Raw genomic sequence first — 24,988 nt, forward strand, 5'->3', positions numbered from 1 at the left:
ATAGGCTAAGAGAGCTTTATTTTCATAATATTGTAGTTCTTATATTTCGTTTTAGCGTTTAGTTTAAATACAATAACAGTTGGACGCTGAAGCTTAGACTTTTAGTTACCCGTGCTTAAGATGGATTTAATTATTGTGTGTTGACGTTTTAATATATCTTATTTGCATAAAAAAAGGCTGATATTTTTATCAGCCTTTAGTCGAATAATTAACCTAATGTTAGTTAATTTGTATTAAAATTACGGTTAAAGAAGTTAGTAATTGTTTGATGTAAATGAGTTTGAACTTGTTTACCGCGAAGACTATGTTTTGAGCCTGGGTAAGTCATCATTTCAAACTGTTGATTGTTATCTTGCAGCTGTTTAAACAATTTAGTTGCATGAGTAAACAACACGTTGTCATCGGCCATACCATGGTAAATCATTAATGGGCCTTTCAGACCTTCAGCATATGGGAAAACAGCACTGTCGGTATAACCTTGCGCATTTGTATCAGGGTGACCCAAATAACGCTCGGTGTAGTGAGTATCGTACAAGGCCCAGTCAGTTACTGGTGCGCCTGAAACACCAGCACTAAAGTAGTCGCCTGCTTTAAACATGGTCATTAGCGCCATATAACCACCATAGCTGTGGCCGTATATACCAATGCGTGCAGGGTCTACGTAGTCAAGGGTACGTAAAAACTCAACGCCTTTAATCTGATCAGCTACTTCAACAACACCTAACTTTTTATATATTGCATCTTCAAACTTTTTACCACGATTGTAAGAGCCACGGTTATCTAGTTGAAAAATAACATAACCTTGTTGCGCCATATATTGCAAATATAAGTTTTTACTACGCCAGCTATTAGTGACTCGCTGAGCATGAGGGCCGCCGTACACGTTAACAATAACCGGATGCTTTTTACCTTTAGCCATGTTTGCTGGTTTAAATAAACGGTAATGCATAACTTGGCCATCTTCAGCGGTAATAGTGCCGTACTCAGGCTTTGCTAAATCGGTTAAAAAGGGAGTTAGTGGGTGAGAGTCGTCTAGTTTATTCTCTTCAAGCCACGTAATAAACTCTCCATTGATTTTGCGCAGCGCTGCTGAATTTGGCTTATTCACCGATGAACTAGTGTCAATGAAGGTTTTGTTATCTTTTGCCAGTACAACATTGTGGTATTGGCCTTTTTCAGTAATGCGCTTAATTGCCCCTTTTTTAAATAAAGGCGCACTGTATAAGTGACTTTCAAGCGCAGTATCTTTACGCGCTGCAAAGTAAACTATACCATTTTTTTCATCTACGCCTTTCAAGCTATCAACAACCCAGTCACCAGTAGTTATTTGACGAATAAGTTGGCCATTATTAGCATACAAATAAAGGTGCTTAAATCCATCTCGCTCCGAGGCCCACACAAAATGTTTTTTATCTTTTAAAAACTCAAGATCAAAATGTAGGTTTATCCAGGTATCGCTTTTTTCAGTTAATGCGACGGTTTGCTGTTTCGTTTTACTGTTGTAAAAGCGTAATTCTAAATTGTGCTGAGAACGGTTTTGCCATTGGTAAGACAGGGTGTTACTGTCGTTCAGCCATTTCGCTCGAGCGATATAAATATCTTTATTTTCACCTAAGTCAACCCAGTCAACTGCTTGGTCATTAAGTTTTACAACACCAAGTTGAATGTCAACATTGTTAGTGCCAGTAAATGGGTAACGCTGATTAAATAGCTTTACTTCATCAGCATAAATTTCGTTACGAAGTGCTTCTTGAACAGGGCTTTCATCAACGCGAGTGAAGGCTATTTTAGATTCATCATTTGCCCACCAATAACCGGTCATGCGACTCATTTCTTCTTGCGCCACAAATTCGGCCATGCCGTTTTTAATAACGCCACCGCCATCTTTACTTAACTGAATTTCTTTGCCAGATGCCAGTTCTAGTGCGTAGAGATTCTGCTCACGAACAAAGGATACAAAATTCCCTTTTGGAGAAAAGCGCGCATCGGTTTCAAATGCTTCAGTGTTAGTCAGTTTTTTACTATTTTTTGTGTTTAAGTCGAAATAATAAAGGTCGCCATTTAGAGGAAATAGCAGTGCTTTACCATCTTTTGACCATTTATATTCAAGAATACCTTTACCAAAAATACGTTGGCGTTCACGGCGTGCTTTTTCTTCATCTGACAGGTTTTCTGGGCCTGAAAATAACTGCGCTGAATCAACAAGTAATCGATTGGTATTGTCTTTTAAATTATATTCCCATAAATCGTAGCGGTTATAGTCATCTGTTTTACCTTGTAAGTAGGTGACACGGCTGCCGTCGGGAGAAAATTTAAGTTGTACTGGAGACTTTCCAGCTAAGCTCGGATCATCAAATATACGCTCAAGCGTTAACGGCTTTGCTTGAGCGCTTAACGCGCCCGCCATTAGGGGGATTGCCAGTGAGAGGTGTTTTAGTTTTTTTAACACAGGATTGCCTTTACTTACATAAAATTATCCCCGATGGTAAAGCACAAGCGTGTGCAACTGCAACTAAATGCTATAAAGTGTAAAGTAAAATAACCTAAGGATTTAACATGCGCGAAACATCATTTACCTTAGCCCAAGAGCTGACAAGAGATTGTATTGAACTGGCCGATTGGCCTCTTTGTAAGGTATTACTATTAAACGACAGCCAATATCCATGGTTTGTATTAGTCCCAAGGGTTGCAGGCTTAAAAGAGATTATTGATTTAACTGAGCAGCAACAAATCACTTACTTACAAGAGTCGGCTAAGCTCAGCCATTTATTAATTGAGGTGTTTAATCCTGATAAGTTAAATGTGGCCGCGCTTGGTAATATGGTACCGCAATTACATATTCATCATATAGCGCGTTTTAAAACAGATATTGCATGGCCTGCGCCGGTATGGGGCAAGTTTCCAAGTGTCCCTTATACTAATGAGCAGGTAGAGCAATTAAAAACGCATTTTTAAAATTAGAATGAGTTACTTTGAGGGGATAGTATGAAATTAATAAAACAACTCTGCACTAGTGTATTTATTGCAGCCATTGCTGTTTCAACTGTGATAGCGAGCGAGCAGCCAGTAGCTACAGATGTGGTAAATAACGCTAACATTAAAAACTTTGCCGCACATAACAACCTGGTTTTTTCAGCAGCGCAACCGACTAAAGAGCAGTTTAAGCAACTATCGAAAGCCAAGGTGAAGCATGTTATTAATTTGCGTGCAGCAGATGAGCAAGACTGGGATGAAGGCGCGTTAGTCAACTCTTTAGGAATGAGCTACCACGCAATTGAGATTGCGGGTGCAAAAGACGTAAACACTGATAATGCAAAGCAGTTAGCCAATCTTTTAGAGCAACTTAAAGGTGAGTCGGTGGTTGTTCATTGTGCAAATAGTAACCGTGTTGGCGCGTTAATGGCTATTTCAGCCCATCAGCAAGGTACAGATATAGAGTCTGCGATTGAAATCGGGAAGCAATGGGGAATGGCAAGCCTTGAGCCGGTTGTACGCAAAGTGGTGAATGACAAATAAACATACTGATAAGTAATCAAAGTAATAAAAAAGCGTTACACTGTAACGCTTTTTTATTTAATTAGCTTTTGTTAATCAAGGCCAAGCACATCTTTGCCTTGTTTAAAGGTCACATCTACAGGGATGTTCGCTTTGCTTAACTTTTCTAAGTCTTTAGCAAGTTCCGCTTTAATATCGCCATGAGTGGCAATGAGTTGATCTACTTTTTCGTAATCACCGTCACCTTGTAGAGTTAAAATAAGGCGCGATAACTTTGCCATAGCATCGCCCATTTTATCCATGTTGATGCTATAAAGCCCGTCTTCATTTTTAGAAAAAGCACCTTCTTGAGCAAAAAAGTTAAAGCGGATCATGTTTGCTTTACCATGTGCACTTGAGGCACCGAAACGCACTGAGCGAAAAATACCCGCCATAAAGGTGGTGTAGTAATCTTCTAACGTCCCTTCAGTGATCTCACCTTTTTTAAGTAACTGTTCAACCATGTATAAACCAAGAATATCGGCTTTACCTTCTTCTAAAGCACTAGCATGTTCTTGAAGTGATTGGCGAACAGTACCTTTACCCGTTAGGGTGTTTTTAATTCCTAAACCGTGAGCCACTTCATGGAACATGGTGTTAGCAAAGAACGCATCAAAGGTAATATGTTTGCGTTGCTCTGGCACAATTAACTGCTCTGAGATAGGCACTAAAATTTTATCAAACTTCGCACGCATTGCGTTTTTAAGCTGTAAACGACGTGTGCCTTTTTCTAATTGCACTTGCTCATCATTGGGTAAGTTAATCGCAATAGTTTTACTGCCAGCATTTGAGTGCCCGGCATAATAAACAACATCATAGGCATTTAAGTCAGCATCTGAGCCCGGTACTTCTTGCTTGTACTTACTATCTACAGGTAAGCCTTTTTGCAGCTCAGGTAAAAAGGCTGCAAATTTAGCCAAGCGTTCGCTCCATTTTAAATCTTTAATTAGTACATACGATTCATAGGCAGCACGGTAACCAAATAATTGGTCTTCGTAGTTTTCAATTGGGCCAATAACAACATCGATAGGGTTATTTTTCATATCCATCCAAGCAAAGTCAGAGGCTTGGAAATCATCGCTTTGTATTGCGTCAGCTCGTAAGTTTAGGTAGTTGGCAAATTCTTGGTCGTCAGCTAATTTGCTAGCGTCTCTAAGTAACTTAGCTGCTTGGGCAAGTTCTACTGCATATTCTTCTGAATAAGGCGTGCTGTATAAATTACCTAGTTCATCACGTTTAATCAGTGAGTAAAGCCCTGTTTTATCTTTTACATCAGCGTTATTAAGCTCTTCTTTGGTGATGTCGGCTGGGTAAAAACCTGCACCAAGCGGCTTTTCTTTATAGCCTGATAAGAATACTTCATCGCCGTTTAAGCGATCCCATGGGCCATAGTTAATATCAGCAAACTGACGTACCCTTTCATCATCTAGTTGTGCTAAAAAGTCTTGCTTATCTTTACCAAATGCTTGCTTCCAGAATAAATCATCCATAATTTTTGAAGCATCAATAAGTTTAGCTACCATAGCTTTTTGATTGTCAGATAAATGTGATAAGTCACTTTGTAAACTAAAGTCTGTGTATATGTCTAAGCGTTGACGGTCAATATTAACAAGCGCTGGCCCTGAAGGCGTTTGAGAAGCCGTCGGCGTTGAGCTTTGCGGCGTATTACTTGAAGACGGTGCTTGCTCAGAGCAGGCACTAAGAAAAACGATGCCAGAGAGCAGTATTGCTTGGCTAATTTTATTTAAGATCATTATATTGCCTTTAAAAAGTCTATTTTATAACTTGTATACTGTAAGTTAAGGTACTGAAAGCGTGTTAATGTGCCTTAGCATGTTTGCATTAAAGCAAAACACACTAGCAAATAGCAAGTATTAGGCGTTAGTGCGCATAAATCAGTGGGGCACTAGTAAATAATCAATAATTATCTACAGTTTTTTCTACTTTGGGTATATGTTTAGTACTACTAAGCTTTGAAATAATTAATAATATAAGACTTGCTGTAAAGTGTAGGTCATTAAGCAAAGGGATATTTTATGTCTACAGAAAATGCCTTACTCACAATTTTGGTTGACAGAATTAACAACGACACACTGGTGTTACCTACGTTACCAGAGGTAGCGATTAAGGTTCGTCAAGCCGCTGACAATCCAGATGTTAATTTGATGCAAATGTCAGATGCAATAGCACATGACCCTGCATTATCTGCGCGAATGATTAAAGTAGCAAATAGTGCCATTATGGGTCGTGCTGTAAAGGTGTCTAATTTACATCAAGCAGTAACACGTATTGGCTTAAGACAAATAAAAAATATAGCTACAGCCATGGCAATGGAGCAGCTGTTTGTATCTAATAATGAGCTAATAAAGGGATACATGGGCAAGGCGTGGCAAAAAACGCTGCATGTGGCCTCGCATTCTATTTCATTGATGGAGTTTTACTTAAAAAGAAATACTCACACTTCGCTTAACCGTGATGCCATTACACTAGCTTCATTGGTTTATAATATTGGGGTGTTACCGATTTTAACTGAGGCTGAGCGGCACCCAGAAGTGTTTGCCAATCCGAGTTTTTTAGCTCACGCAATTCAACGTTTAAGCGGTAAAATTGGTGGCTCAATAATGAAAGCATGGGAATTCCCTGATGTGTTTGTAGAGGTTGCACAGCACTGGGCTGATGTTAACTATCGCTCTACTGAAGTGAGTTATATCGACTTTATTCGCATTGGTGCAATCCTTGAGGGAACCCTACAAGTATCAGATAAATCTGCGGCGCTACAAACTTATATTGATAAAGGCATTTTTCCTTCATTAGAAATGTTAGAGAGTGAGAAATACTTGCACATGGTTGAAGACGTAAAAGAAATGTTTAGCTAAACATGCAGAGCAATAAAAAGTATGATTATGGCAGTGCTCGGTGAAAACTATTTCTACTTGTGCGCAAAACAAATTGAAATCCGTTACTGGCTTTGTTTAATGCAAATATTGAAAACGTATACACTATGTATCATGGTGTATACGCCTTTCCACTTAAATTTGATAAATAGGTGACCCCACTACGAGGTATTATCATATTACGAGGCCAAATGAGCACTAAAGGAGTGATTGTAGAGTGTAATTATAAGCAAACGGTAATGAGGCGATTTCAAAAGTTTAGATACAGGGCGACTGAGCCTTCTTTCATATATAAATCATCACTCTGCTATAAGCAGACTATTATATTCAGTTTTATAACTACAAAGGTATGTATTCAAAAAATAATTACATGACTCTAGATAGGAGAAATGAAACTCCAGCTTAGAAACTCTAAATAATTAATTAACCATTACAGGAACCAAATGAATCCATAGCTATTCTTAGAAAATTAAAAAATTATTTTTATATCTTTAATTTTTCTTGTTTGAATAGCGCGAATAAAACTCGTATCTGCAAGTTCATTTGATATTTCACCTTCTCTGAACCGCTCTATAACAATGTCTAGTTCACAATTTTTATATTGTTTTGAAGAGTTAATATCTATAATGTCTTTGTTGGCCAAGTTAAAATTAAAGTTAGAAACATTTGATACAGAGTAACTTGCTGAGCCAGAAAAAATCCCTCCATTAGAGTCATCACAACCATAGTTCAAAATCAATTCAGTTTGACTTGCAGGATCCAGCCCATCAAGTTGTACAGTAATTGTCTGGTCATAATTAACGGTCGCGTTATTGCTTGGTTCCAAAATAGTAAATTCTAGAGGCAAATCTACATTAGATTGAGCATTTTGCTCACTTTTTCTGACTAAATCTATTTGAAACTTAGTATTTCCTGACGTAATTTCAAATCGGCCTTCGTAATCAATATCTAAAATATCAGAGTCTTCAGTTAGCGTTATTCGTTTACTTAACGCTTCAGCATATAGTTTATCACCATTTGATAATCGTATATTAGAACCAAATGAATCACCTGAATTTAACTCAGCATTTATTTTGGTGCGCTCACCATTTGAACTAATAAGATATTGCGCTTGGATTGCTTTTGTTTTAAGAAGATCCGATTCAGTTTCACTTGTACAACCACCCAATACAAGGCTAAGCGAAACTAAAGAAAGTTTAAATTTCATCGTTAAAATATGCCAGTAATAAATAAAGTCTGAATTTTACACTATTAATTACCCAAAATAAGAACTTAAAAGTAAAAAATTGTTAAAAACTTGCTTAGATTACGCGCTTTTTTTAGTATGTAAGAATAATTTGAAAAATTAGTACTCATCATATAAGTTTAAACATGAGTAAAAAAAGGATATTTGTAGTGGCTGTATATAAAATTCTGGTATTAGATTATTTAAATAGCGAGCTAAATCAAGGAAAGCATTTCGATTTTGATAATCATAAATACGAAATTTTTTACTCTGATTATTCGGACTCTCGTCTATTTGAAATTCTTGTAAATAGTTCAATTGATTGTTTACTATTAAACTACCCAAAAGTTGAATTTATTGAAAAAGTAATTTCAAACATTCAGATCTACTACCCTCATCTACCTATATTACTTTTGACTCCTTCAAAGGCATCATTGCCACAAAAAATTACCAATTATATACATTGTAAACAATTACCATTAGTGAGCTCTGTTAGAAATACTTTAGAAGTTGCTATCGATGAGATGATCTCTTTATCTAACCCCTTAAAAAAGCAAAAAAACAATTTAGTATTAGTTTTGAGTAACAACTCCAATCCAAGCCTAACTTTATGTAAAGCTCCTTATGTAAACTATTCATTAGAGCATGAAAATTTTAACTTTACTTCATTTGAGTCAATCTCAACTCACAGACCTAGCTTAGTAGTAGTTAAGATTAAGAATCTAAAAGATGAACACCTTGTTTTTATAAAAGAGTTAAAGGCCCAGTACCCTCGGATTAAGCTAATTATTTTGAATGACAATTCTTGTACAAGTTCTATAGTCAAAGCAATTAAGTCAGGGGCGGATGATTACTTAATAAGTGCGCAGGTAACGGCGTTTATATTACATGTGGCAATATGTGACCTATTAAGTTGCAATATTGAGCAAGCTACCCTTGATGACAAAGAGCTTTTAATTAAAAGCAAAGAAAAATTACTTAAAAAAGAAGCAGAATTAGAAAACACCTCGCAATTTCAAGATTTAATTATTGAAAGTATGCCAGAATATTTATTCGTGAAAAATGAACGCTTTGAATTAGTGAAGTTTAACACCGCCTTCAAAGAGCTTTATCCTCCTAATGTTCGAGAAACAATTATTGGAAAAACCACATTGGAGGATTACCCTGCAAATGAGGTCGAAGAGTTTTTAGCGATGGACAAATTAGCCTTTGAAAATGGTTATAGTGAAACATATGAAACGATTACGTTTCCATCTGGCAGAATTCGCATTCTATTTACGACTAAAACACGTTTCAAAGACTCTTCGGGAGAGCCATTTATATTAGGGATATCGCGCGATGTGACAGATAAGGAACAAGCAATAAAACAACTTGTTAAATCAAATCAGGATCTTGAACAGTTTGCTTATATAGCTTCACATGATCTTAGGTCACCATTAAATGCGATACTAAAATTAGTTGGATGGATAAAAGAAGATAATCTAAATGTATTTGATACTTCAACTTTAGAAAAGTTTGAACTAATACAAGGCCGAGCCTTAAGAATGTCTAAATTGCTAGATGATTTACTTAGTTACTCAAGGTTAAATAAAGTGCAGCATAAACCAGAAGCTGTAAATTTAGTTGATGAGAAGCTATCAATCTTAGACTTAGTCATGACTGATAAAAAAATCAATATACACTTCCCTAACTTAACAATTGTGATACCCAAACTCCCATTACAACTTGTGCTACTCAACCTTATCAATAACTCTATCAAACATAGTGATAAGAAGGAGGTTAGAGTGGAACTTCTCGTTAGCCAAAAACCAGGGGGACTAGAATTAATAATCAAAGATAATGGCCCTGGCATTAATTTTAAATACTCAGACAAAATTTTTGAAATGTTCCAAACACTAAAATCACGCGACGAGGTTGAAGGCAGTGGAATGGGGTTATCAATAATTAAAAAAGTGATCGAGTTTCATAGTGGTGAGATCACCCTTGTAAATCAATCCAACGGTGCTGAGTTTAAGATTTTTTGGCCACAAAGCTTTATAAAGTATTAGGAAACACGATATGAGTAAGAAGGAAGTTACACTTTTTATTGTTGAAGACGATGATATTGATTATATGACCATAGAGCGTTCTTTAAATAAAAAAATGGTTGCGAATACAATTGTTAGAGCAAAAGACGGTCAAGAAGCTCTTGAAATGCTTGATAGAGGAGAAGTGCCATCACCTTATATAATTTTGCTCGACATTCAGATGTCTAGAATGAATGGACTTGAATTTTTAAAAAAGTTAGAAGCCACCCTGTTCATCATAAAAGTGTTGTTTTTATGCTTACAACATCAAAAAATGAAAAGGATATTTTACAAAGCTACGAAAACCATAGTGCTGGTTATTTTGTAAAGGAAGAGACGGGTAATTGCATAGTAAATATTGTTGAGACTCTTGAAGGATACTGGAAGGTTGCGTGCCTGCCTGAGTAGGAAGTTAAATGAAAATATTAATAATCGATGATGACTTATTTGATAGAATGGCGATTAGACGTTCGTTGATGATGTTATCAAATAAGTATGAGATTGTGGAGACAAGCACAGCTGAGGATGCAATTACATTACTAACAGACTCACATTTTGATGTCGCGATGCTTGATTTTAACATGCCGAAAATGGATGGAATTGAGCTTATTTCGGAGCTAAAATCAGTTAATGGAAGAAGTGCGACAACTATAATAATGTTAAGTAATAGTAATAGTGAGCAGTTACTCATTGACTGTATTAATGCAGGTGCCCATGATTTTTTATTGAAATCGGAAGTCACTGAAAGCACTGTTAATCGAGCCTTAATTCAAGCAACCAAACGCTTTGAACTTGAGAACACAGTATACTCGAACTATTGCACTATGAAAGAAATGGCAGAAAAAGACAGTTTAACAGGTTTATCTAATCGCTATTATTTTGATGAATACTTGCACGAATTAATAAATAAAAAAGATCGATACAACAACAGTATTGGAGTAATGCTTTTAGATTTAGATCACTTTAAAAACATTAATGATACTTTTGGTCATGATATTGGGGATCGCCTTTTAATCGAAGTAGCACAAAGAATCCAAAATGAACTTAGAGCAGAACAAATCTTAGCTAGGCTTGGCGGTGATGAATTTGCATTTATAATTGATGAGCTCCCTAATATTCATGTTGCGCAGGTGATAGCACAACGTGTTTTAGCCACTTTCGATAACTTATTTAACATACAAGGCAACACAATTCATTGCTCTGCAAGTATAGGTGTGTCAGTATTTCCTTTGAATGGCGATAACAAAGAAGTACTTCTAAAGTTTGCTGATATCGCGATGTACAGAGCAAAAAATCTTGGTCGTAATCAAGTTTGTATATTTCAAGACAACATGAACTTGGATTTTCAAAGAAAATACCAAATAGAATTAGAATTGAGAGAAGCTATATCAGAGAGTAACTTTGAGCTTCACTTTCAACCAATAATATGTGCTAAAGAGTCTAATAAAGTAATAGGGATAGAAACCCTTATCAGATGGCCAAATGCTGTCACATCTAATAATCCGAGTGAGTTTATACCGATCGCTGAGCAATCTAGGCTCATAGAATCACTTGGAAACTGGATTATTAAGTCTGCTCTTCAATATTTTGAAAAAATGAGGACTATAGTCAACTATGACTTTTATATTGCTATAAACATATCCTCTTATCAATTATTGAATTTAAATATAGTAAACTTTATCTCTAAACAGTTAAGCAATCATAACATTTCACCTGATTTGTTGGTAGTTGAGATAACAGAAACGTCATTACTTAATGAAGATATAATTACAAATAGTGTTCTCAAAGAATTGCACAACCTTGGAGTAAAAATTGCTTTAGATGACTTTGGTACAGGTTACTCTTCAATATCTCATTTATTAAATTATCCAATTGATATTGTAAAATTAGATAGAACTTTGATTGTTGCCGCAGAAAGCAATACTAAAAATGCTCGGTTAATGAAAGGTATTAATAAGATGTTAAAATCGATAGAGGTTCTAACAATTGCTGAAGGTGTCGAAAACAAAGCCCAATTAACTATGGTTCAAAACAACAGCGTTGATTTCATTCAGGGGTACTACTACTCTAAGCCACTTAGTTATGATGATTTAATTAGTTTTGTAGGTTTAAATAATTAATAGATATATTTTTATAGGGCTGACAATGTATAAAAAAATAAAATCTTTTTGGCAGCGAAGGTCACTTCGCTTTTGGTTAATGACCGGACTATTAATGACAATTATCCCCTTTGTAGTGTTTTCTGTTTCAACGTATAGCTATATTAATAATCGCGTTATTATTCCATTTTCATCACTCATAACTAAGCAGCAACAGGTATTAGTACCCATTAATAAGTTACAAGTATCGGTGTGGGGAATATCCACATCTGTAGCTGACTTTTTTGTTAGTGAAGAGGTGAACTATCAGAAAAAGTATTACTATGAAGCGCAACATATCAGCAATTTATTTATTAAATTAAAAACTGCTATTGAAATTACGAATAAGAAATTAATTGAGGATATTTCATATGCAGAATTTCAGTGGAAGAGTATTGATGAAAATGCTCAATTTATTTTTGCTAACCTTGCACATGGCAGTGATAAAAAGCAGGTTTTAAACAAAAATTTTATGGCTTTTGAAAACAAATCAGAATTGTTAGGGAAGACTTTAGCCGATATATATAATAGTCTACATATTGAAAGTGAAGTTATACACGCTCAAGCAATTGACGTATTAATACATGCCGAGAAACTTTATTTAGCTATTCTTTTGGTGTCAATATTATTAGGAATACTAGGCTTAATGATTATAAATTATTCATTAAAAAGCAGCTTGGATAAACTCACCGAAGGGGCATCAAAATTTGCTACTGGAGATAGTAGGCACACTATAGATATTGATATACCAATTGAAATGGCTAGTGTTGCGCATACATTCAATGCGATGAAAGATACAATTATAAAGCAACGTAATAAACTTGAACGTGCAGCTGAAGTCGACCATCTTACAGGGTTACTAAATAGGCGTAAATTAAATGAATCCTTAAACAAAAAAATACATCTCGCCAACGTTTCGAATACACATGTTAGTGTAATTATGGTTGATATTGATCATTTCAAAAAATTCAATGATAAATATGGGCATCTTGGAGGTGATCAAGTACTAATAACGTTTGCTGACATATGCCGTTCAGCCATACTTAATAAAGGTAGTATATTTAGATATGGCGGTGAGGAATTTATAATAATACTGCCTTCATATGACATTAGCCAAGCAGCTTTGGTTGCAGAAGAATTAAGGCAAGCTATAAATAATACCCCCATAACTATTGAAAACAAGCAGTCAGTGTTTATTTCAGCTAGCTTTGGTGTTGCTACTTATTCACGTAATGGCGATACTTGTGAAAAGCTGATAGCGCTTGCTGATAATGCGTTATATATATCAAAAGATACTGGTCGTAATCGTGTTACAGTAGCCAGTTAAATACCTCTCGGTAAAATTAATATCGCATATAAATGGCACTTTTATTTGCGTATAAATCGTTATGCAACCAACTATACATAAAGTATTATCTGGGGCATGTTTTCACTGTACATCTCGCAGCACCTCATGCCCCATTGTATTACTAATACTCCCTATCTTGTATTTTTAACAAGCAATAATCACGCTTTTAAGGCGTGTTGCCATTTGTCATTTACGCTAAATCGTCTGCATCACCTAAGCCTTGAGTAAGCTCTTCAAGAAGTTGCTTGATTTCCTCAGATGCAAGAATAAAGTCAGCGTCTAGTTTAACCGCCATATCTTCTTTAGGGATATCGGCATTTTCTTCTTTAAGTGTTTCACTGTAGCTTAAACGTTTAATTGAACCATCGTTTTGTAGCATAAACTTAACGCGTTCTTGCCAATCTAGAGCAAGCTTAGTCACGCGTTTACCACTTTCAAGGTGCGATTTTACTTCGTCACACGCTAAGTCATGGCCTTTAAGCTTAACTTGGGCACCACTGTCATCCGCTTCTTCAAGCTCAGCGTCTGAGCCAATCGCAAAGCCCTCAGGTGTACTAAAGTTAGTAAGCCAGTCAGTTAAAAATACATCTAAATCATAGTTAGCAAACGCAGGAACAACCGGTAATGTGCCTAACGATTTGCGTAGTAACGCCAGAAGTTCTTCAGCTTTATTAAAGCTTGCGCTATTAACTACAACCCAACCATTTTCTTGGTCTATGAACGCAAACTGTAGGCTCGACTTTTTAAATGCTTGTGGCAGTAACGTGTGTAAGATGTTTTCTTTTAATTCATCTTTTTCTTTTTTCTTTACTGGTCGATTTTCTTCAGCTTCAATCTGATCAACCTTTTCTGCAACAAGCTCATTTATTACGGAGGCAGGTAACACTTTCTCTTCACGTTTGGCGCACACTAAAATACTTTTTTGTGAAAAATGTGACAAAGTTTCACCATGTTTACCAAATGCTTTTGTCCAACCAAATGTTGCCAACTCTTGACCAGTACATGGACGAAATAGATCTTGTTCTAACGCCTTGTCAAAGTCTTCTTGAGTGTACGAAACGTCTTGTTTAAAGCGATAGCATATAAGGTTACTAAACCACATAGGGAAATGATCCATTTAAAAAATTTATGCAATCATAGCAATAAAAGCCGCTTCTAGAAACGGCTAATCGAGTTTAAAAAGTGGCAAGGGAGATGACATGTTTTTAGGGAACGAAATTCGGTAATGTAACCCTTGGTCGGGTTCACTGCTGACTTCAATTTTGCCATTGAGTGTTTGTTTTACTAGGTTAAAAATAATGTGAGCACCTAAGCCGCTGCCACCTTCATCACGCTTTGTGGTGAAGAATGGGTCAAATAAACGCTTAAGTTGTGCCGGTTTCAACCCGATACCATTATCTTGGTAATTAATGACTAAGTCGTTTTCATCAGTATTTACATCTATGGTAATTTGGCCACTGTTTATATTTTCAAAGCCATGCAGTAATGAATTCATAATTAAGTTAGTAAATATTTGGCTGATCACCCCCGCAGGTAAATTAATAATTAAATCATCCGGGCAATGCAGACGAATGCTATGGGATGTTTTTTTAATTTGCGGATGTAAAGAACGTATAACCTCGTTAATGTAATCCTTAAAGTTAATGGTTCTTAGCGCCTCACTGGCTTGATCAACTGCGATTTGTTTAAAGCTCGTAATTAAGTCAGATGCGCGCTCTAAATTGTGAGAGAGTAGTTGAGCGCTTTGTGCTGCATCATTAATAAAGCTCTCCAGTGCTGAAGAGGATAGCGATTTGTTTTTAAACGCAGTTTCTATTTCAGTTAAACGCTCATGTAAAAATGAAGTCGCGGTTACGCCGATACCAATAGGGGTATTAATTTCATGAGTAATACCCGCCACTAAACCGCCTAATACCGCCATTTTTTCTGAGCCAACAAGCTGCTCTTGCGCAAAGCTTAGTTCATCGAGTGAGTTTTGTAGTTGGGTTTGTTTACTTAGCAGCTCTTGCTCAGTTTGCTTTCGTAGGTCAACTTCTTCAGTTAATACTTCTTTTTGGCGTTCGAGTTCATATTTTTGTTGCTGTAGGTCGATCATTGCTTGGCTCAGGTTTGATGTTTTACGCGCTACATCTTGTTCAAGCTGCAAATTTTGTTGATCTAGTTTTTGATTACTTTCGATTAGGTCATTCTGGGTTTGCTTTAACTCTTTTTTATACTCAACAACTTTAGAGATCAAATTGTTAAAAGAGCGCTCCATTACTTTTAGTTCGTTATTTTCGTCAGTGACAATTTTAACGCGCTGGCCATCGAGCTCTTCTAATTCAAGGTATTCAATTTGTTCAGTAAGTTGTGTGAGTGGCTCCGTTAGCAGCTTTCTAAATGCGATTAAAAACAAGATAATTAAAAAGGTGGTTTTAATCATGGCGTTGCCAATTAAAAAGTAAATAGATAGCATAATGCGACTAAAAATCACGTCGCGGCTAGAAAATAAAGTCACATCACCTACTTGGGTGGCGCGACCTGAAAATTCAAAAATAAGCGGAAATGTATAACCAAATAAACCTGCTTTGGCGTCTTCTACAATCACGTCTTCTTGGACAAGTTGCTGACTATATAGGTTGTGAATGTTTAGCGCGCGGCCTAATTGAGAAATAATAGCGCCGTTATCATCACGAATAATAACCCCTTCAACCATAGGTATATCAAGTAATCCTTCTGCGGTTGTTGTGGTTTGTTTTATATTTAACTCCCAAATTGCTCGAGTTAGACTTCTACCAAATGTTTTTTGCAGTGTGCCGAGCTCATCGCGTATGTAATCTTTGGTATTAACATACTCTGCGAAGATTTGTCCGCAGGTCACCACAAAAGTCAGTATAAAATAAACCGATAAAACTCGTGTGAGTAACTTTGTTGAAAGACTTTTTTGCGGCATGAGGGACTTGTATTTCCTTTAATTATTCAACTATTAGTGTACGCTTATAAACATTAGTTAATAAATCATTAAAAATAAACATATATTTTATTATATTGTTATTTTGTGCTCTTAAATAAGTACTACTCTGTGAACTTAATAATTTCGTTTCTATTCTAGCGTAGTGTGTTTCGCTAGTTTGTTTTCAAATTAGGTAGAGTTATTTTGCTAATTTTTATTGTGCACTCATGCACTTTATTGATAACGTTAGTAAAAGATACAGTAAATAACCTGCTCGCTACTTATGTTGGTTATATTTTTGACTTTTTGCTGCCTGAGTAAGCAAATTAATTTTAGCGTGGGTTTAGGTGTTTTATATGAGTTTAATTAAATTGTCATTATGATGCGTTTTTCTATTTTAGTCTGTGATGACTCAACTGTTGCTCGTAAACAAGTGATCCGCTGTTTAAATGAGTGTCTTGATGCCGATATTCAACAGGCAACCAATGGTAAAGAAGCCTTGGCGTTATTACACCATAAGCATTTTGATCTCTTATGCCTCGATTTAACCATGCCTGAAGTGGATGGGATTGCAGTGCATGAGCAGGTCAAAGCAAATAAAATAGAAACTTATGTATTGGTAATTTCTGCAGATATTCAACAAAAAATGCGAGATCGCGTAGCGCAACTCGGCGCAATCGATTTTATTCACAAACCGATTAATAAAGCACAACTTAACGACGTTTTGCATAAGTTTGGCATTTATTAATAAAATTCATGATGAAAAAGACTGTTTTATCTTCTAATTTAGGGTTGACAGAATAGCCTTTGTTAAGGCAGTCTTAAGCTATGAAAACATTTAGTCTTGTAACGACCATTATTATTACAACCACCATTCTTACTGGATAGTGGCATAGGTCGGTGCAACAAATTTAAAGGCCTGTGTTCACTTAGAACACAGGCCTTTTTTCGTTTTATGGAATGAGGAAACATAAAAAATGCGCGTTTTAAAATTTGGTGGCTCATCGCTCGCTGACTTTGCCTGCCTAAAGCAAGTAGCTGCTCTGGCTAAGGCACAATTAAAAGATGAAATGTTACTGGTGCTTTCAGCGCCTGGCGGTATGACAGATTCGCTTGTTTCGTTGGCTAGTGCCGCAGAGCAGGGGCAGGATTTCAACCCGTTGTGGGATGCACTTGTTACCCGCTGCAATGCTTTAAAAGCAGCTGTAGAGGAAAAACAAGGAACAGTTCAAAACTGGCCGGACTTTAACGAATTGAAAAATAAGCTTGATGGGGTTGCACTAATTAAGTGTTGCCCAGATAAAATCAGGGCTTTTATTATTAGCTTTGGTGAACGTGTTAGCGTATCGCTAATGCAAAGCTTACTAGTCGATCATAACGCGCATTATTTACAAGCAACAGACTGTATTGTTTCAACGGGTGGACACATAGACGCTGAAGCCGATTTAGTCGCCAGTAAAGCCCGTTTTCAAGCAGTACTAAAAGAGTCGCCAGCAACGGTTTACATTATGCCTGGATTTACTGCAAGTAATGATAAAGGTGAGCTCACAACACTTGGTCGAAATGGCTCTGATTATTCAGCGGCGATTGCTGCAGCGTGTTTAGAGGCGCAAGTGTGTCAAATATGGACTGACGTTGATGGTGTATACAGCGCCGATCCGCGTTATATCAAAAAAGCCACTAAGGTTGATTTCCTATCTTACAAAGAGGCGATGGAGCTTTCTTATTTTGGCGCTAAAGTGTTGCACCCTAAAACTATCCTACCGTGTGCAAAAGCTGGAGTGCCATGCGAAATTAAAAATACTCATAACCCAGATGCGCAAGGCTCACTAATTAGTAACGATACGGTATCTGATGAACCAGTAAAAGCACTCTCAAGCCTACAAAACTTAGCTATGTTGACCGTTTCGGGCCCTGGTATGAAAGGCAAAGTGGGTATGGCATCGAAAGTATTTAATGCATTAGCGCATGATAACGTGTCAATCGTCCTGATCACTCAATCATCATGTGAATTTAGCATCAGTTTTTGTGTTCATGAAAGTGATTTAAATCTAGCGTTGAATGCGTTGCAAGTGGCCTTTGACTTAGAGTCAAAAGCAGGCTTAATTGAGCCGGTAAATGTGCAACGTAATTTAGCAATAGTAACGTTAGTGGGCGATAACATGCGCGCTCATAAAGGCTTAGCGGCTAAGTTTTTTGCATCGCTTGCTCAAGCACAAGTTAACATTGTTGCTATAGCGCAAGACTCAACTGAAAGCGCTATTTCTGCTGTTATTGACGGTGAGTTGTGTAATGACGCGGTTAAAATCTGTCATGAAAACTTTTTCACTCATGTGCCTTCAATTGATGTGTTTTTATTGGGATGTGGCTTAGTAGGTCAAGAGCTAATAAATCAGCTTGAGCGTCAACAAGCATGGCTTGAAAAGCGTAATATTAAATTAAACCTATATGGTGTGGCTAACTCACGTCAATTACACCTTGATGGTGAAGGTATTGCTTTTGATGATTGGCAGCAAAAGCTAGCGCAATCAGAGCAAGCATTTGATTTAAAATTAGTAGAACAGTTTGTTAAGCAAAATCATTTAGTTAACCCTGTACTAGTTGATTGTACTTCATCAGATGCCTTGGCTTCGCAATACGTCGATTTTTTAAATGCGGGTTTCCACGTTGTGGCTGCCAATAAAAAAGCCACCACGAGCTCATATACGTATTACCAAGATTTAATAGCAGCTACACATAAAAATAATCGTAAGTTTTTATACGAAACTAACGTAGGTGCAGGTTTACCTGTAATCGATAACTTACAATCACTCTTTGGTGCCGGTGATGAGTTACTTGAGTTTAGTGGTATTTTATCAGGCTCGCTTTCATACATGTTTGGTGCCCTTGAAGATGGTTTATCATTGTCTGAGGCAACAATTAAAGCAAAAGAAAGCGGCTTTACTGAACCCGATCCTCGCGATGACTTATCGGGGACAGACGTAGCACGTAAACTACTTATTATTGCCCGAGAAGCAGGCATGCAATTAGAGCTTAGCGACATAGAAGTGGAGTCGGTATTACCACAAGGCTTCGCCCAAGGTGACAACGTTGAGCAATTTATGGCAAAACTACCAAGCCTGGATACCGGCTTTAACGACCGTATTCAAAGTGCAGCGAGTGAAGGTAAAGTACTTCGCTACGTAGGCACAATTAAAAATGGTCACTGTAAGGTCGGAATCGAAGCCGTGGATTCATCACACGCGTTAAGTGTAATTCGTGATGGTGAAAATGCGCTGGCTATTTTAAGCCAATACTACCAACCGCGTCCGTTTGTTATCCGTGGTTATGGGGCAGGCTCTGCAGTAACGGCTGCGGGTGTATTTGCAGACATATTAAAAACATTATCTCGCTAGGAGTCAGTTATGATTGAAGTATATGCTCCGGCGTCTATTGGTAATTTTGCCGTTGGCTTTGATGCGCTGGGCGCCGCACTTGCGCCAATTGATGGCGGTTTATTAGGTGATGTGGCGGTTGTTAGTGCCGCATCGAGTGATGAATTTATTTGTACAGGCGACTACGCACATAAGCTACCTAGTGATGCGCAAGAAAATTTAGCGTACCAGTGTTTAGTGCATTTTAGAGCGCATGTTGCGCCTGATATGCCTGCGGTAAAGCTCGAACTTAGGAAAAACTTGCCGATTGGTTCGGGATTAGGCTCAAGTGCTTGCTCTGTGGTGGCGACATTTGTAGCGCTGGATAAGTTTGCTCAAACCAATTTAAGTCAAGTTGAGTTAATAGAGCTAATGGCCGATTTTGAGGGCTTGGTAAGCGGTGGACGTCATTATGACAATATCACTCCTTGTTACCTTGGTGGCTTACAATTAACCGGTGATTTAATTCCTTATAAATCTATTGCGTTACCTGTCGATGAAAACTGGTATTACGTCGCCGCATTTCCAGGCTTTTCGCTCAATACCGCAAAAGCGCGCTCTGTTTTACCAAAAGAGCTTAGTATGCATGCGGGGGTTGAGTTTGCGCAGCGTTTATCGGCGTTTAGTAGCTTACTGTTAACAGGACGCTTTGATGATGCATTAAGCATTATGAAAGACGAAATAGCAGAGCCATACCGTGCGCCACTTATAAGCGGCTTTAGTGATGCCAAAGCAAGCTTACCAGCACTGGGTGCTGAAGTTGTGAGTATTTCAGGCGCAGGGCCTACCTTGTTTAGTGTATGTAAAACGCTTGAAGCGGCAGAGCAATGCGCGCAGTGGCTAGAGGAAAACTACATCAACGAGCAAGGTTTTTGCCATATTTGTAAATTAGATAACGACGGCACGCGTCAATTAAATGTTTTATAGGATCAAGAGTCATGCAATTACATAATTTAAAAGAATATTCACAAAAAGTGTCGTTTGTTGAAGCTGTAAAAACAGGACTAGGGCGTAATCAAGGTGTGTTTTTTCCTGAGTCGTTAGCGCCATTAAGTGATGTTGATGCATTACTCGATATGGACTTTGTTACTCGCAGCGGCAAAATTTTATCGCACCTTATTGGTGACGAGCTACCAAGTGATACTGTTGCCCAGATGGTTAAGAATGCGTTTAACTTTCCGGTTAAGCTGGTGGAAGTTGAAGACAATACCTATTGCTTAGAGTTATTCCATGGCCCAACACTGGCATTTAAAGATTTTGGTGGCCGCTTTATGGCCGAGTGCTTAGCGCAATTTAATCAAGGCGAAAAAGTCACTATTTTAACTGCAACATCCGGTGATACCGGAGCTGCCGTAGCGCATGCTTTTTATAACAAACCAAATATTGATGTGGTTATTTTATACCCTAAGGGCAAAATTTCACTCGCTCAGCAAAAGTTATTTACTACTCTCGGTGACAATATTCATTGTTATGCGATTGAGGGGAGTTTTGATGATTGCCAAGAGTTGGTTAAAAAATCATTTTTAGATGAAGAGCTAAAATCGAAATTAGGTTTAAACTCAGCAAATTCAATTAACATTAGCCGTTTAGTCGCGCAGGTGTGTTATTACTTTGAAGCCATTGCACAGCTGCCAAAAGAAAAGCGTGCTACAGCGCATATTTCAGTACCCAGTGGTAACTTTGGTAATGTGTGTGCGGCTATGATTGGCGCGGTTATTGGTATGCCTGTAGGTAAACTAAGCGCGACTACAAACCAAAACGACACAGTACCGCGCTTTATGCTTGATAAAAATTGGACGCCTAATGCGACTATTGAATCGCTTTCAAATGCAATGGATGTCAGTAAACCTAATAACTGGCCGCGAGTACAAACTATGCTAGATAATGACTGGTTTAGTTATGACAATTTTTATTCTGTTAGTGTGGATGAGCAAAACACAAAATCAGTGATGAAAAAAATTCAACAGCTTGGCTATATTGCAGAGCCACATACCGCGATTGCCTACCAAGGGCTTGTTGAAAATAAAGCAACAGATGCTGCAGGTATCTTTTTAGCGACTGCGCATCCGGCCAAATTTAAAGACAGCGTTGAGGATATCCTTAATGTTGAATTAAATATGCCAAAGCCGTTAGCTGATGCATTAGCAAAACCGTGTTTAGCCATTGATATGCACAATGATTACGACGATTTACGCAGTGAGCTATTTGCTAAGCTAGGTTAAAGTCACACGTGTAGAAAAAGCGGCTTAGGCCGCTTTTTTTGTTTGTTTATATATCGCTTTAGGCATAACGCATAAGCTAAATAAATGTAATAAATCAAATTCATTTAAAATTGTTATTAGTTTATAAAAAAATATCATCATCAAAATGCTGTGAAATAGTTTCAATCCCTGTTTAAATATCCTCAACTTAAGAGCGTAGGCAAAGAGTCGTTTTAAGCGTACAATAAAGCCTGTAAAAAATACCCATACACGTTGCCCAGGAGACCCCAATGTTAGAACGTAGCATGAATATTTCGGACTTTGATCCAGAGTTATTTGACGCGATGAGCAAAGAAACATCACGTCAAGAAGAGCACATTGAGTTAATTGCATCTGAAAACTACTGTAGCCCACGCGTACTAGAAGCGCAGGGTTCTCAACTTACTAACAAATATGCTGAAGGCTACCCGGGCAAACGTTACTACGGTGGCTGTGAGCACGTTGATGTGGTTGAGCAGTTAGCGATTGACCGCGCAAATGAATTATTTGGTACAGATTACGCAAACGTGCAACCACATGCCGGTTCACAAGCGAATGCCGCTGTTTTCCAAGCACTATTAAGCCCACTTGATACCGTTTTAGGCATGAGCCTAGCGCACGGTGGTCACTTAACACACGGCTCACACGTAAACTTCTCAGGTAAAACATACAACGCAATTCAGTATGGCCTTAACGAAGAAACTGGCGAAATTGATTACGCACAAGTTGAAGCGTTAGCACTTGAGCACAAACCAAAAATGATTATTGCGGGTTTCTCTGCTTATTCAGGTATTGTTGATTGGGCTAAGTTCCGTGAAATTGCAGACAAAGTAGGCGCATACTTATTTGTTGATATGGCGCACGTTGCAGGTTTAATTGCTGCGGGTGTTTACCCAAGCCCTGTGCCATTTGCTCACGTTGTAACAACCACAACACATAAAACATTAGCCGGCCCTCGCGGTGGTTTAATCATTTCTGCGTGTGGCGATGAAGATATTTACAAAAAGCTAAACAGCGCTGTTTTCCCAGGTGGCCAAGGTGGTCCTTTATGTCATGTTATTGCTGCTAAAGCGGTTGCATTTAAAGAAGCACTTCAACCTGAATTTAAAACATACCAAGCTCAAGTTGTTAAAAATGCTCAAGCAATGGTTGCAGTATTACAAGAGCGCGGTTACAAAGTAGTATCAGGTAAAACTGACAACCACTTATTCTTACTTGATTTAATCGATAAAGATATCACAGGTAAAGATGCAGATGCTGCCCTAGGTAACGCGAATATCACGGTTAACAAAAACTCAGTACCGAACGATCCACGTTCACCATTTGTTACTTCTGGTTTGCGTATTGGTTCACCAGCAATCACTCGTCGTGGCTTTAAAGAAGCAGAGTCAAAAGAGTTAGCGGGCTGGATCTGTGACGTACTAGACAACATCGAAGATGAGTCAGTACAAGCGCAAGTAAAAGAAAAAGTGAAAGCAATTTGTGCAAAATTACCTGTTTACGCTTAATCCAAGAGTAAAACAGTAATTTAGATCACAACTGCACACATTTTTGTTATGATAATGGCCGCTATTATAGCGGCCATTTTTTGTTTTTAAAACGGAAACACACAGTTATGCATTGCCCATTTTGCACCGCCAAAGATACTAAAGTTATTGATTCTCGCCTTGTCGGCGGGGGACACCAAGTACGTAGACGTCGTGAATGTAATGAGTGCCACGAACGGTTTACCACCTTTGAAGGGGCTGAATTAGTCATGCCGCGAGTTATTAAGCAAGATGGCAGTCGTGAACCGTTTAATGAAGATAAGTTACTAAATGGCTTAACTCGCGCTCTTGAAAAACGCCCCGTAAGTACCGAACAAGTTGATGAAGTCGTTAATATAATTAAATCTCAGCTACGAGCCACCGGCGAGCGTGAAGTGTCTAGTCATTTGGTGGGTGAGTGTATTATGGAAGCGCTGAAAAAGTTAGATAAAGTAGCCTATGTAAGATTTGCCTCAGTATATCGCTCGTTTGAAGATATACGTGAATTTGGTGAAGAAATAGCTCGCTTAGGAGAGTAGTAATGACCATGCAAAGCTCGTTTTCAGAGGATGATAAACGTTATATGGCACGCGCCATTGAGCTGGCAAAAAAAGGGCGCTTTACCACCACTCCTAATCCTAATGTAGGCTGCGTACTCGTAAAAAATAATAAAATAATAGCTGAAGGGTTTCATCAATTAGCAGGACAAGGTCATGCTGAAGTTAATGCTTTGGCTGAGGCCGGTGAAAATGCTAAAGGTGCAACCGCTTATGTAACCCTAGAGCCTTGCAGTCATTATGGTCGCACACCGCCTTGCGCTGAAGGGCTAAAGGCCGCGGGTGTAAAAAAAGTGGTTGCTGCTATGGTTGACAGCAACCCGCAAGTTGCAGGCAAAGGCCTGAAAATTTTAGCAGATGCAGGAATTGACGTCGCTTACGGATTACTTGAAGAGCAAGCTCGCGCATTAAACCTTGGTTTTTTTAAACGTATGGAGCAGGGGTTACCCTTTGTAACCTGCAAAATGGCCGCCAGTATTGATGGTAAAACGGCGCTTAAAAACGGCCAAAGTAAATGGATAACAGGGCCCGCTGCGCGCCAAGATGTACAACTATATCGTGCTCAGAGCTGTGCAATTTTAACCGGTGCCGATACAGTCATAATCGATGATGCAAAATTAAATGTACGCCCAGAAGAACTTCCGGTTTCTTTACCGACCAATTTGCCACTGCGCCAACCTGTTCGCGTTATTATTGATTCCCAAAATAGACTCACGCCTGAACTTGCCTTATTTTCAATTCAAAGTGAGGTGATAATATTCACCACTCGGGTTGATAAATCGCATCAGTGGCCTCATTTTGTTAAACATATTGAAGTCCCCGAAAAGAACAATAAAGTAGACTTACAAGCAGCGCTGCAAAAGCTAGCGCAATTACAGTTTAATAATGTGTGGTTAGAAGCGGGTGCCACATTGGCCGGAAAAATGGCTGAACTTGGTTTAATTGATGAGTTTGTTTTTTACATTGCCCCTAAGTTAATGGGTAGTGATGCAAGAAGTTTACTGAATTTCCCAGAGTTAATGAGTATGCAAAATACCATTAATTTAACTTTTAATGAGTGTGTGCCAATTGGTGATGATTTACGTATCACAGCACTAAAAAAAGCTCATTAATCA

The 24,988-nt window shown here is 38.0% G+C and carries 19 protein-coding genes; 14 read left to right on the plus strand and 5 right to left on the minus strand.

Annotated features, from left to right (window positions below; translation table 11 throughout):
* Window positions 1-223 precede the first annotated feature (223 nt).
* Window positions 224-2,449, minus strand: coding sequence for a DPP IV N-terminal domain-containing protein (locus tag AB8618_RS02965; RefSeq protein ID WP_413401325.1), 2,226 nt, complete (start codon window positions 2,447-2,449; stop codon window positions 224-226).
* A 107-nt stretch (window positions 2,450-2,556) separates the two neighbouring features.
* Between AB8618_RS02965 and AB8618_RS02970 the strand changes: the two genes are divergently transcribed.
* Together AB8618_RS02970 and AB8618_RS02975 are read left to right on the plus strand one after the other, a co-directional pair.
* Entirely contained in the window at window positions 2,557-2,955 is a 399-nt protein-coding gene (locus tag AB8618_RS02970) for an HIT domain-containing protein (RefSeq protein WP_413401326.1), read from the plus strand.
* A gap of 30 nt (window positions 2,956-2,985) precedes the next feature.
* A complete protein-coding gene (locus AB8618_RS02975) occupies window positions 2,986-3,516 on the plus strand; it encodes a hypothetical protein (protein ID WP_409424770.1) in 531 nt (176 codons plus the stop codon).
* Window positions 3,517-3,587: 71 nt separating this feature from the next.
* Here AB8618_RS02975 and AB8618_RS02980 read toward each other — a convergent pair whose 3' ends face one another.
* On the minus strand, window positions 3,588-5,288 hold the full coding sequence (locus tag AB8618_RS02980) for a dipeptidyl-peptidase 3 family protein (RefSeq protein ID WP_413401327.1): 1,701 nt from the start codon (window positions 5,286-5,288) through the stop codon (window positions 3,588-3,590).
* Window positions 5,289-5,570: 282 nt separating this feature from the next.
* On the opposite strand from AB8618_RS02980, the gene AB8618_RS02985 reads away from it, so the two are divergent.
* Window positions 5,571-6,410, plus strand: coding sequence for an HDOD domain-containing protein (locus tag AB8618_RS02985; RefSeq protein ID WP_413401328.1), 840 nt, complete (start codon window positions 5,571-5,573; stop codon window positions 6,408-6,410).
* 487 nt (window positions 6,411-6,897) lie between these two features.
* Here AB8618_RS02985 and AB8618_RS02990 read toward each other — a convergent pair whose 3' ends face one another.
* Window positions 6,898-7,635, minus strand: coding sequence for a hypothetical protein (locus tag AB8618_RS02990; protein ID WP_409424773.1), 738 nt, complete (start codon window positions 7,633-7,635; stop codon window positions 6,898-6,900).
* Between the two features lie 188 nt (window positions 7,636-7,823).
* Between AB8618_RS02990 and AB8618_RS02995 the strand changes: the two genes are divergently transcribed.
* From AB8618_RS02995 to AB8618_RS03010, 4 genes are all read left to right on the plus strand, one after another.
* The gene (locus AB8618_RS02995) at window positions 7,824-9,701 is read left to right on the plus strand and encodes an ATP-binding protein (protein WP_409424774.1); all 1,878 of its coding nucleotides are present in this window, start codon (window positions 7,824-7,826) and stop codon (window positions 9,699-9,701) included.
* Window positions 9,702-9,711: 10 nt separating this feature from the next.
* Window positions 9,712-10,047 (plus strand): response regulator, encoded by a 336-nt coding sequence (locus AB8618_RS03000; protein WP_409424775.1) that lies wholly within the window; start codon window positions 9,712-9,714, stop codon window positions 10,045-10,047.
* An 88-nt stretch (window positions 10,048-10,135) separates the two neighbouring features.
* Window positions 10,136-11,839, plus strand: a complete 1,704-nt coding sequence (locus tag AB8618_RS03005; RefSeq protein ID WP_409424776.1) for an EAL domain-containing protein — start codon at window positions 10,136-10,138, stop codon at window positions 11,837-11,839.
* A gap of 25 nt (window positions 11,840-11,864) precedes the next feature.
* Window positions 11,865-13,184, plus strand: a complete 1,320-nt coding sequence (locus AB8618_RS03010; RefSeq protein ID WP_409424777.1) for a GGDEF domain-containing protein — start codon at window positions 11,865-11,867, stop codon at window positions 13,182-13,184.
* Between the two features lie 211 nt (window positions 13,185-13,395).
* Here the strand turns inward: AB8618_RS03010 and rdgC are convergent, their stop codons facing one another.
* Together rdgC and AB8618_RS03020 are read right to left on the minus strand one after the other, a co-directional pair.
* Window positions 13,396-14,307: a recombination-associated protein RdgC gene (rdgC, locus tag AB8618_RS03015; RefSeq protein ID WP_010390919.1), complete on the minus strand. Its 912-nt coding sequence runs from the start codon at window positions 14,305-14,307 to the stop codon at window positions 13,396-13,398.
* A gap of 63 nt (window positions 14,308-14,370) precedes the next feature.
* The gene (locus tag AB8618_RS03020; protein WP_413401331.1) at window positions 14,371-16,137 is read right to left on the minus strand and encodes an ATP-binding protein; all 1,767 of its coding nucleotides are present in this window, start codon (window positions 16,135-16,137) and stop codon (window positions 14,371-14,373) included.
* A gap of 379 nt (window positions 16,138-16,516) precedes the next feature.
* Between AB8618_RS03020 and AB8618_RS03025 the strand changes: the two genes are divergently transcribed.
* The 7 genes from AB8618_RS03025 (at window position 16,517) to ribD (ending at window position 24,985) form a co-directional block, all read left to right on the plus strand.
* On the plus strand, window positions 16,517-16,885 hold the full coding sequence (locus tag AB8618_RS03025; RefSeq protein ID WP_409424780.1) for a response regulator: 369 nt from the start codon (window positions 16,517-16,519) through the stop codon (window positions 16,883-16,885).
* 229 nt (window positions 16,886-17,114) lie between these two features.
* The gene (gene thrA, locus AB8618_RS03030) at window positions 17,115-19,532 is read left to right on the plus strand and encodes a bifunctional aspartate kinase/homoserine dehydrogenase I (protein ID WP_413401332.1); all 2,418 of its coding nucleotides are present in this window, start codon (window positions 17,115-17,117) and stop codon (window positions 19,530-19,532) included.
* Between the two features lie 9 nt (window positions 19,533-19,541).
* Complete coding sequence (gene thrB, locus AB8618_RS03035; RefSeq protein WP_413401333.1) at window positions 19,542-20,477, plus strand: homoserine kinase; 936 nt, start codon at window positions 19,542-19,544, stop codon at window positions 20,475-20,477.
* Between the two features lie 11 nt (window positions 20,478-20,488).
* Entirely contained in the window at window positions 20,489-21,772 is a 1,284-nt protein-coding gene (thrC, locus tag AB8618_RS03040) for a threonine synthase (RefSeq protein WP_413401334.1), read from the plus strand.
* Between the two features lie 269 nt (window positions 21,773-22,041).
* Window positions 22,042-23,298 carry a serine hydroxymethyltransferase gene (glyA, locus tag AB8618_RS03045; RefSeq protein ID WP_008466843.1) on the plus strand — a complete coding sequence of 419 codons (1,257 nt, stop codon included), beginning with the start codon at window positions 22,042-22,044 and terminating at the stop codon, window positions 23,296-23,298.
* A 107-nt stretch (window positions 23,299-23,405) separates the two neighbouring features.
* Complete coding sequence (gene nrdR / locus AB8618_RS03050) at window positions 23,406-23,855, plus strand: transcriptional regulator NrdR (RefSeq protein WP_010390928.1); 450 nt, start codon at window positions 23,406-23,408, stop codon at window positions 23,853-23,855.
* A 2-nt stretch (window positions 23,856-23,857) separates the two neighbouring features.
* Window positions 23,858-24,985, plus strand: a complete 1,128-nt coding sequence (gene ribD / locus AB8618_RS03055) for a bifunctional diaminohydroxyphosphoribosylaminopyrimidine deaminase/5-amino-6-(5-phosphoribosylamino)uracil reductase RibD (RefSeq protein ID WP_413401335.1) — start codon at window positions 23,858-23,860, stop codon at window positions 24,983-24,985.
* Window positions 24,986-24,988: the final 3 nt, after the last annotated feature.

The sequence above is a fragment of the Pseudoalteromonas sp. RW-H-Ap-1 genome (genome assembly GCF_048318575.1).
GTDB lineage: Bacteria > Pseudomonadota > Gammaproteobacteria > Enterobacterales > Alteromonadaceae > Pseudoalteromonas.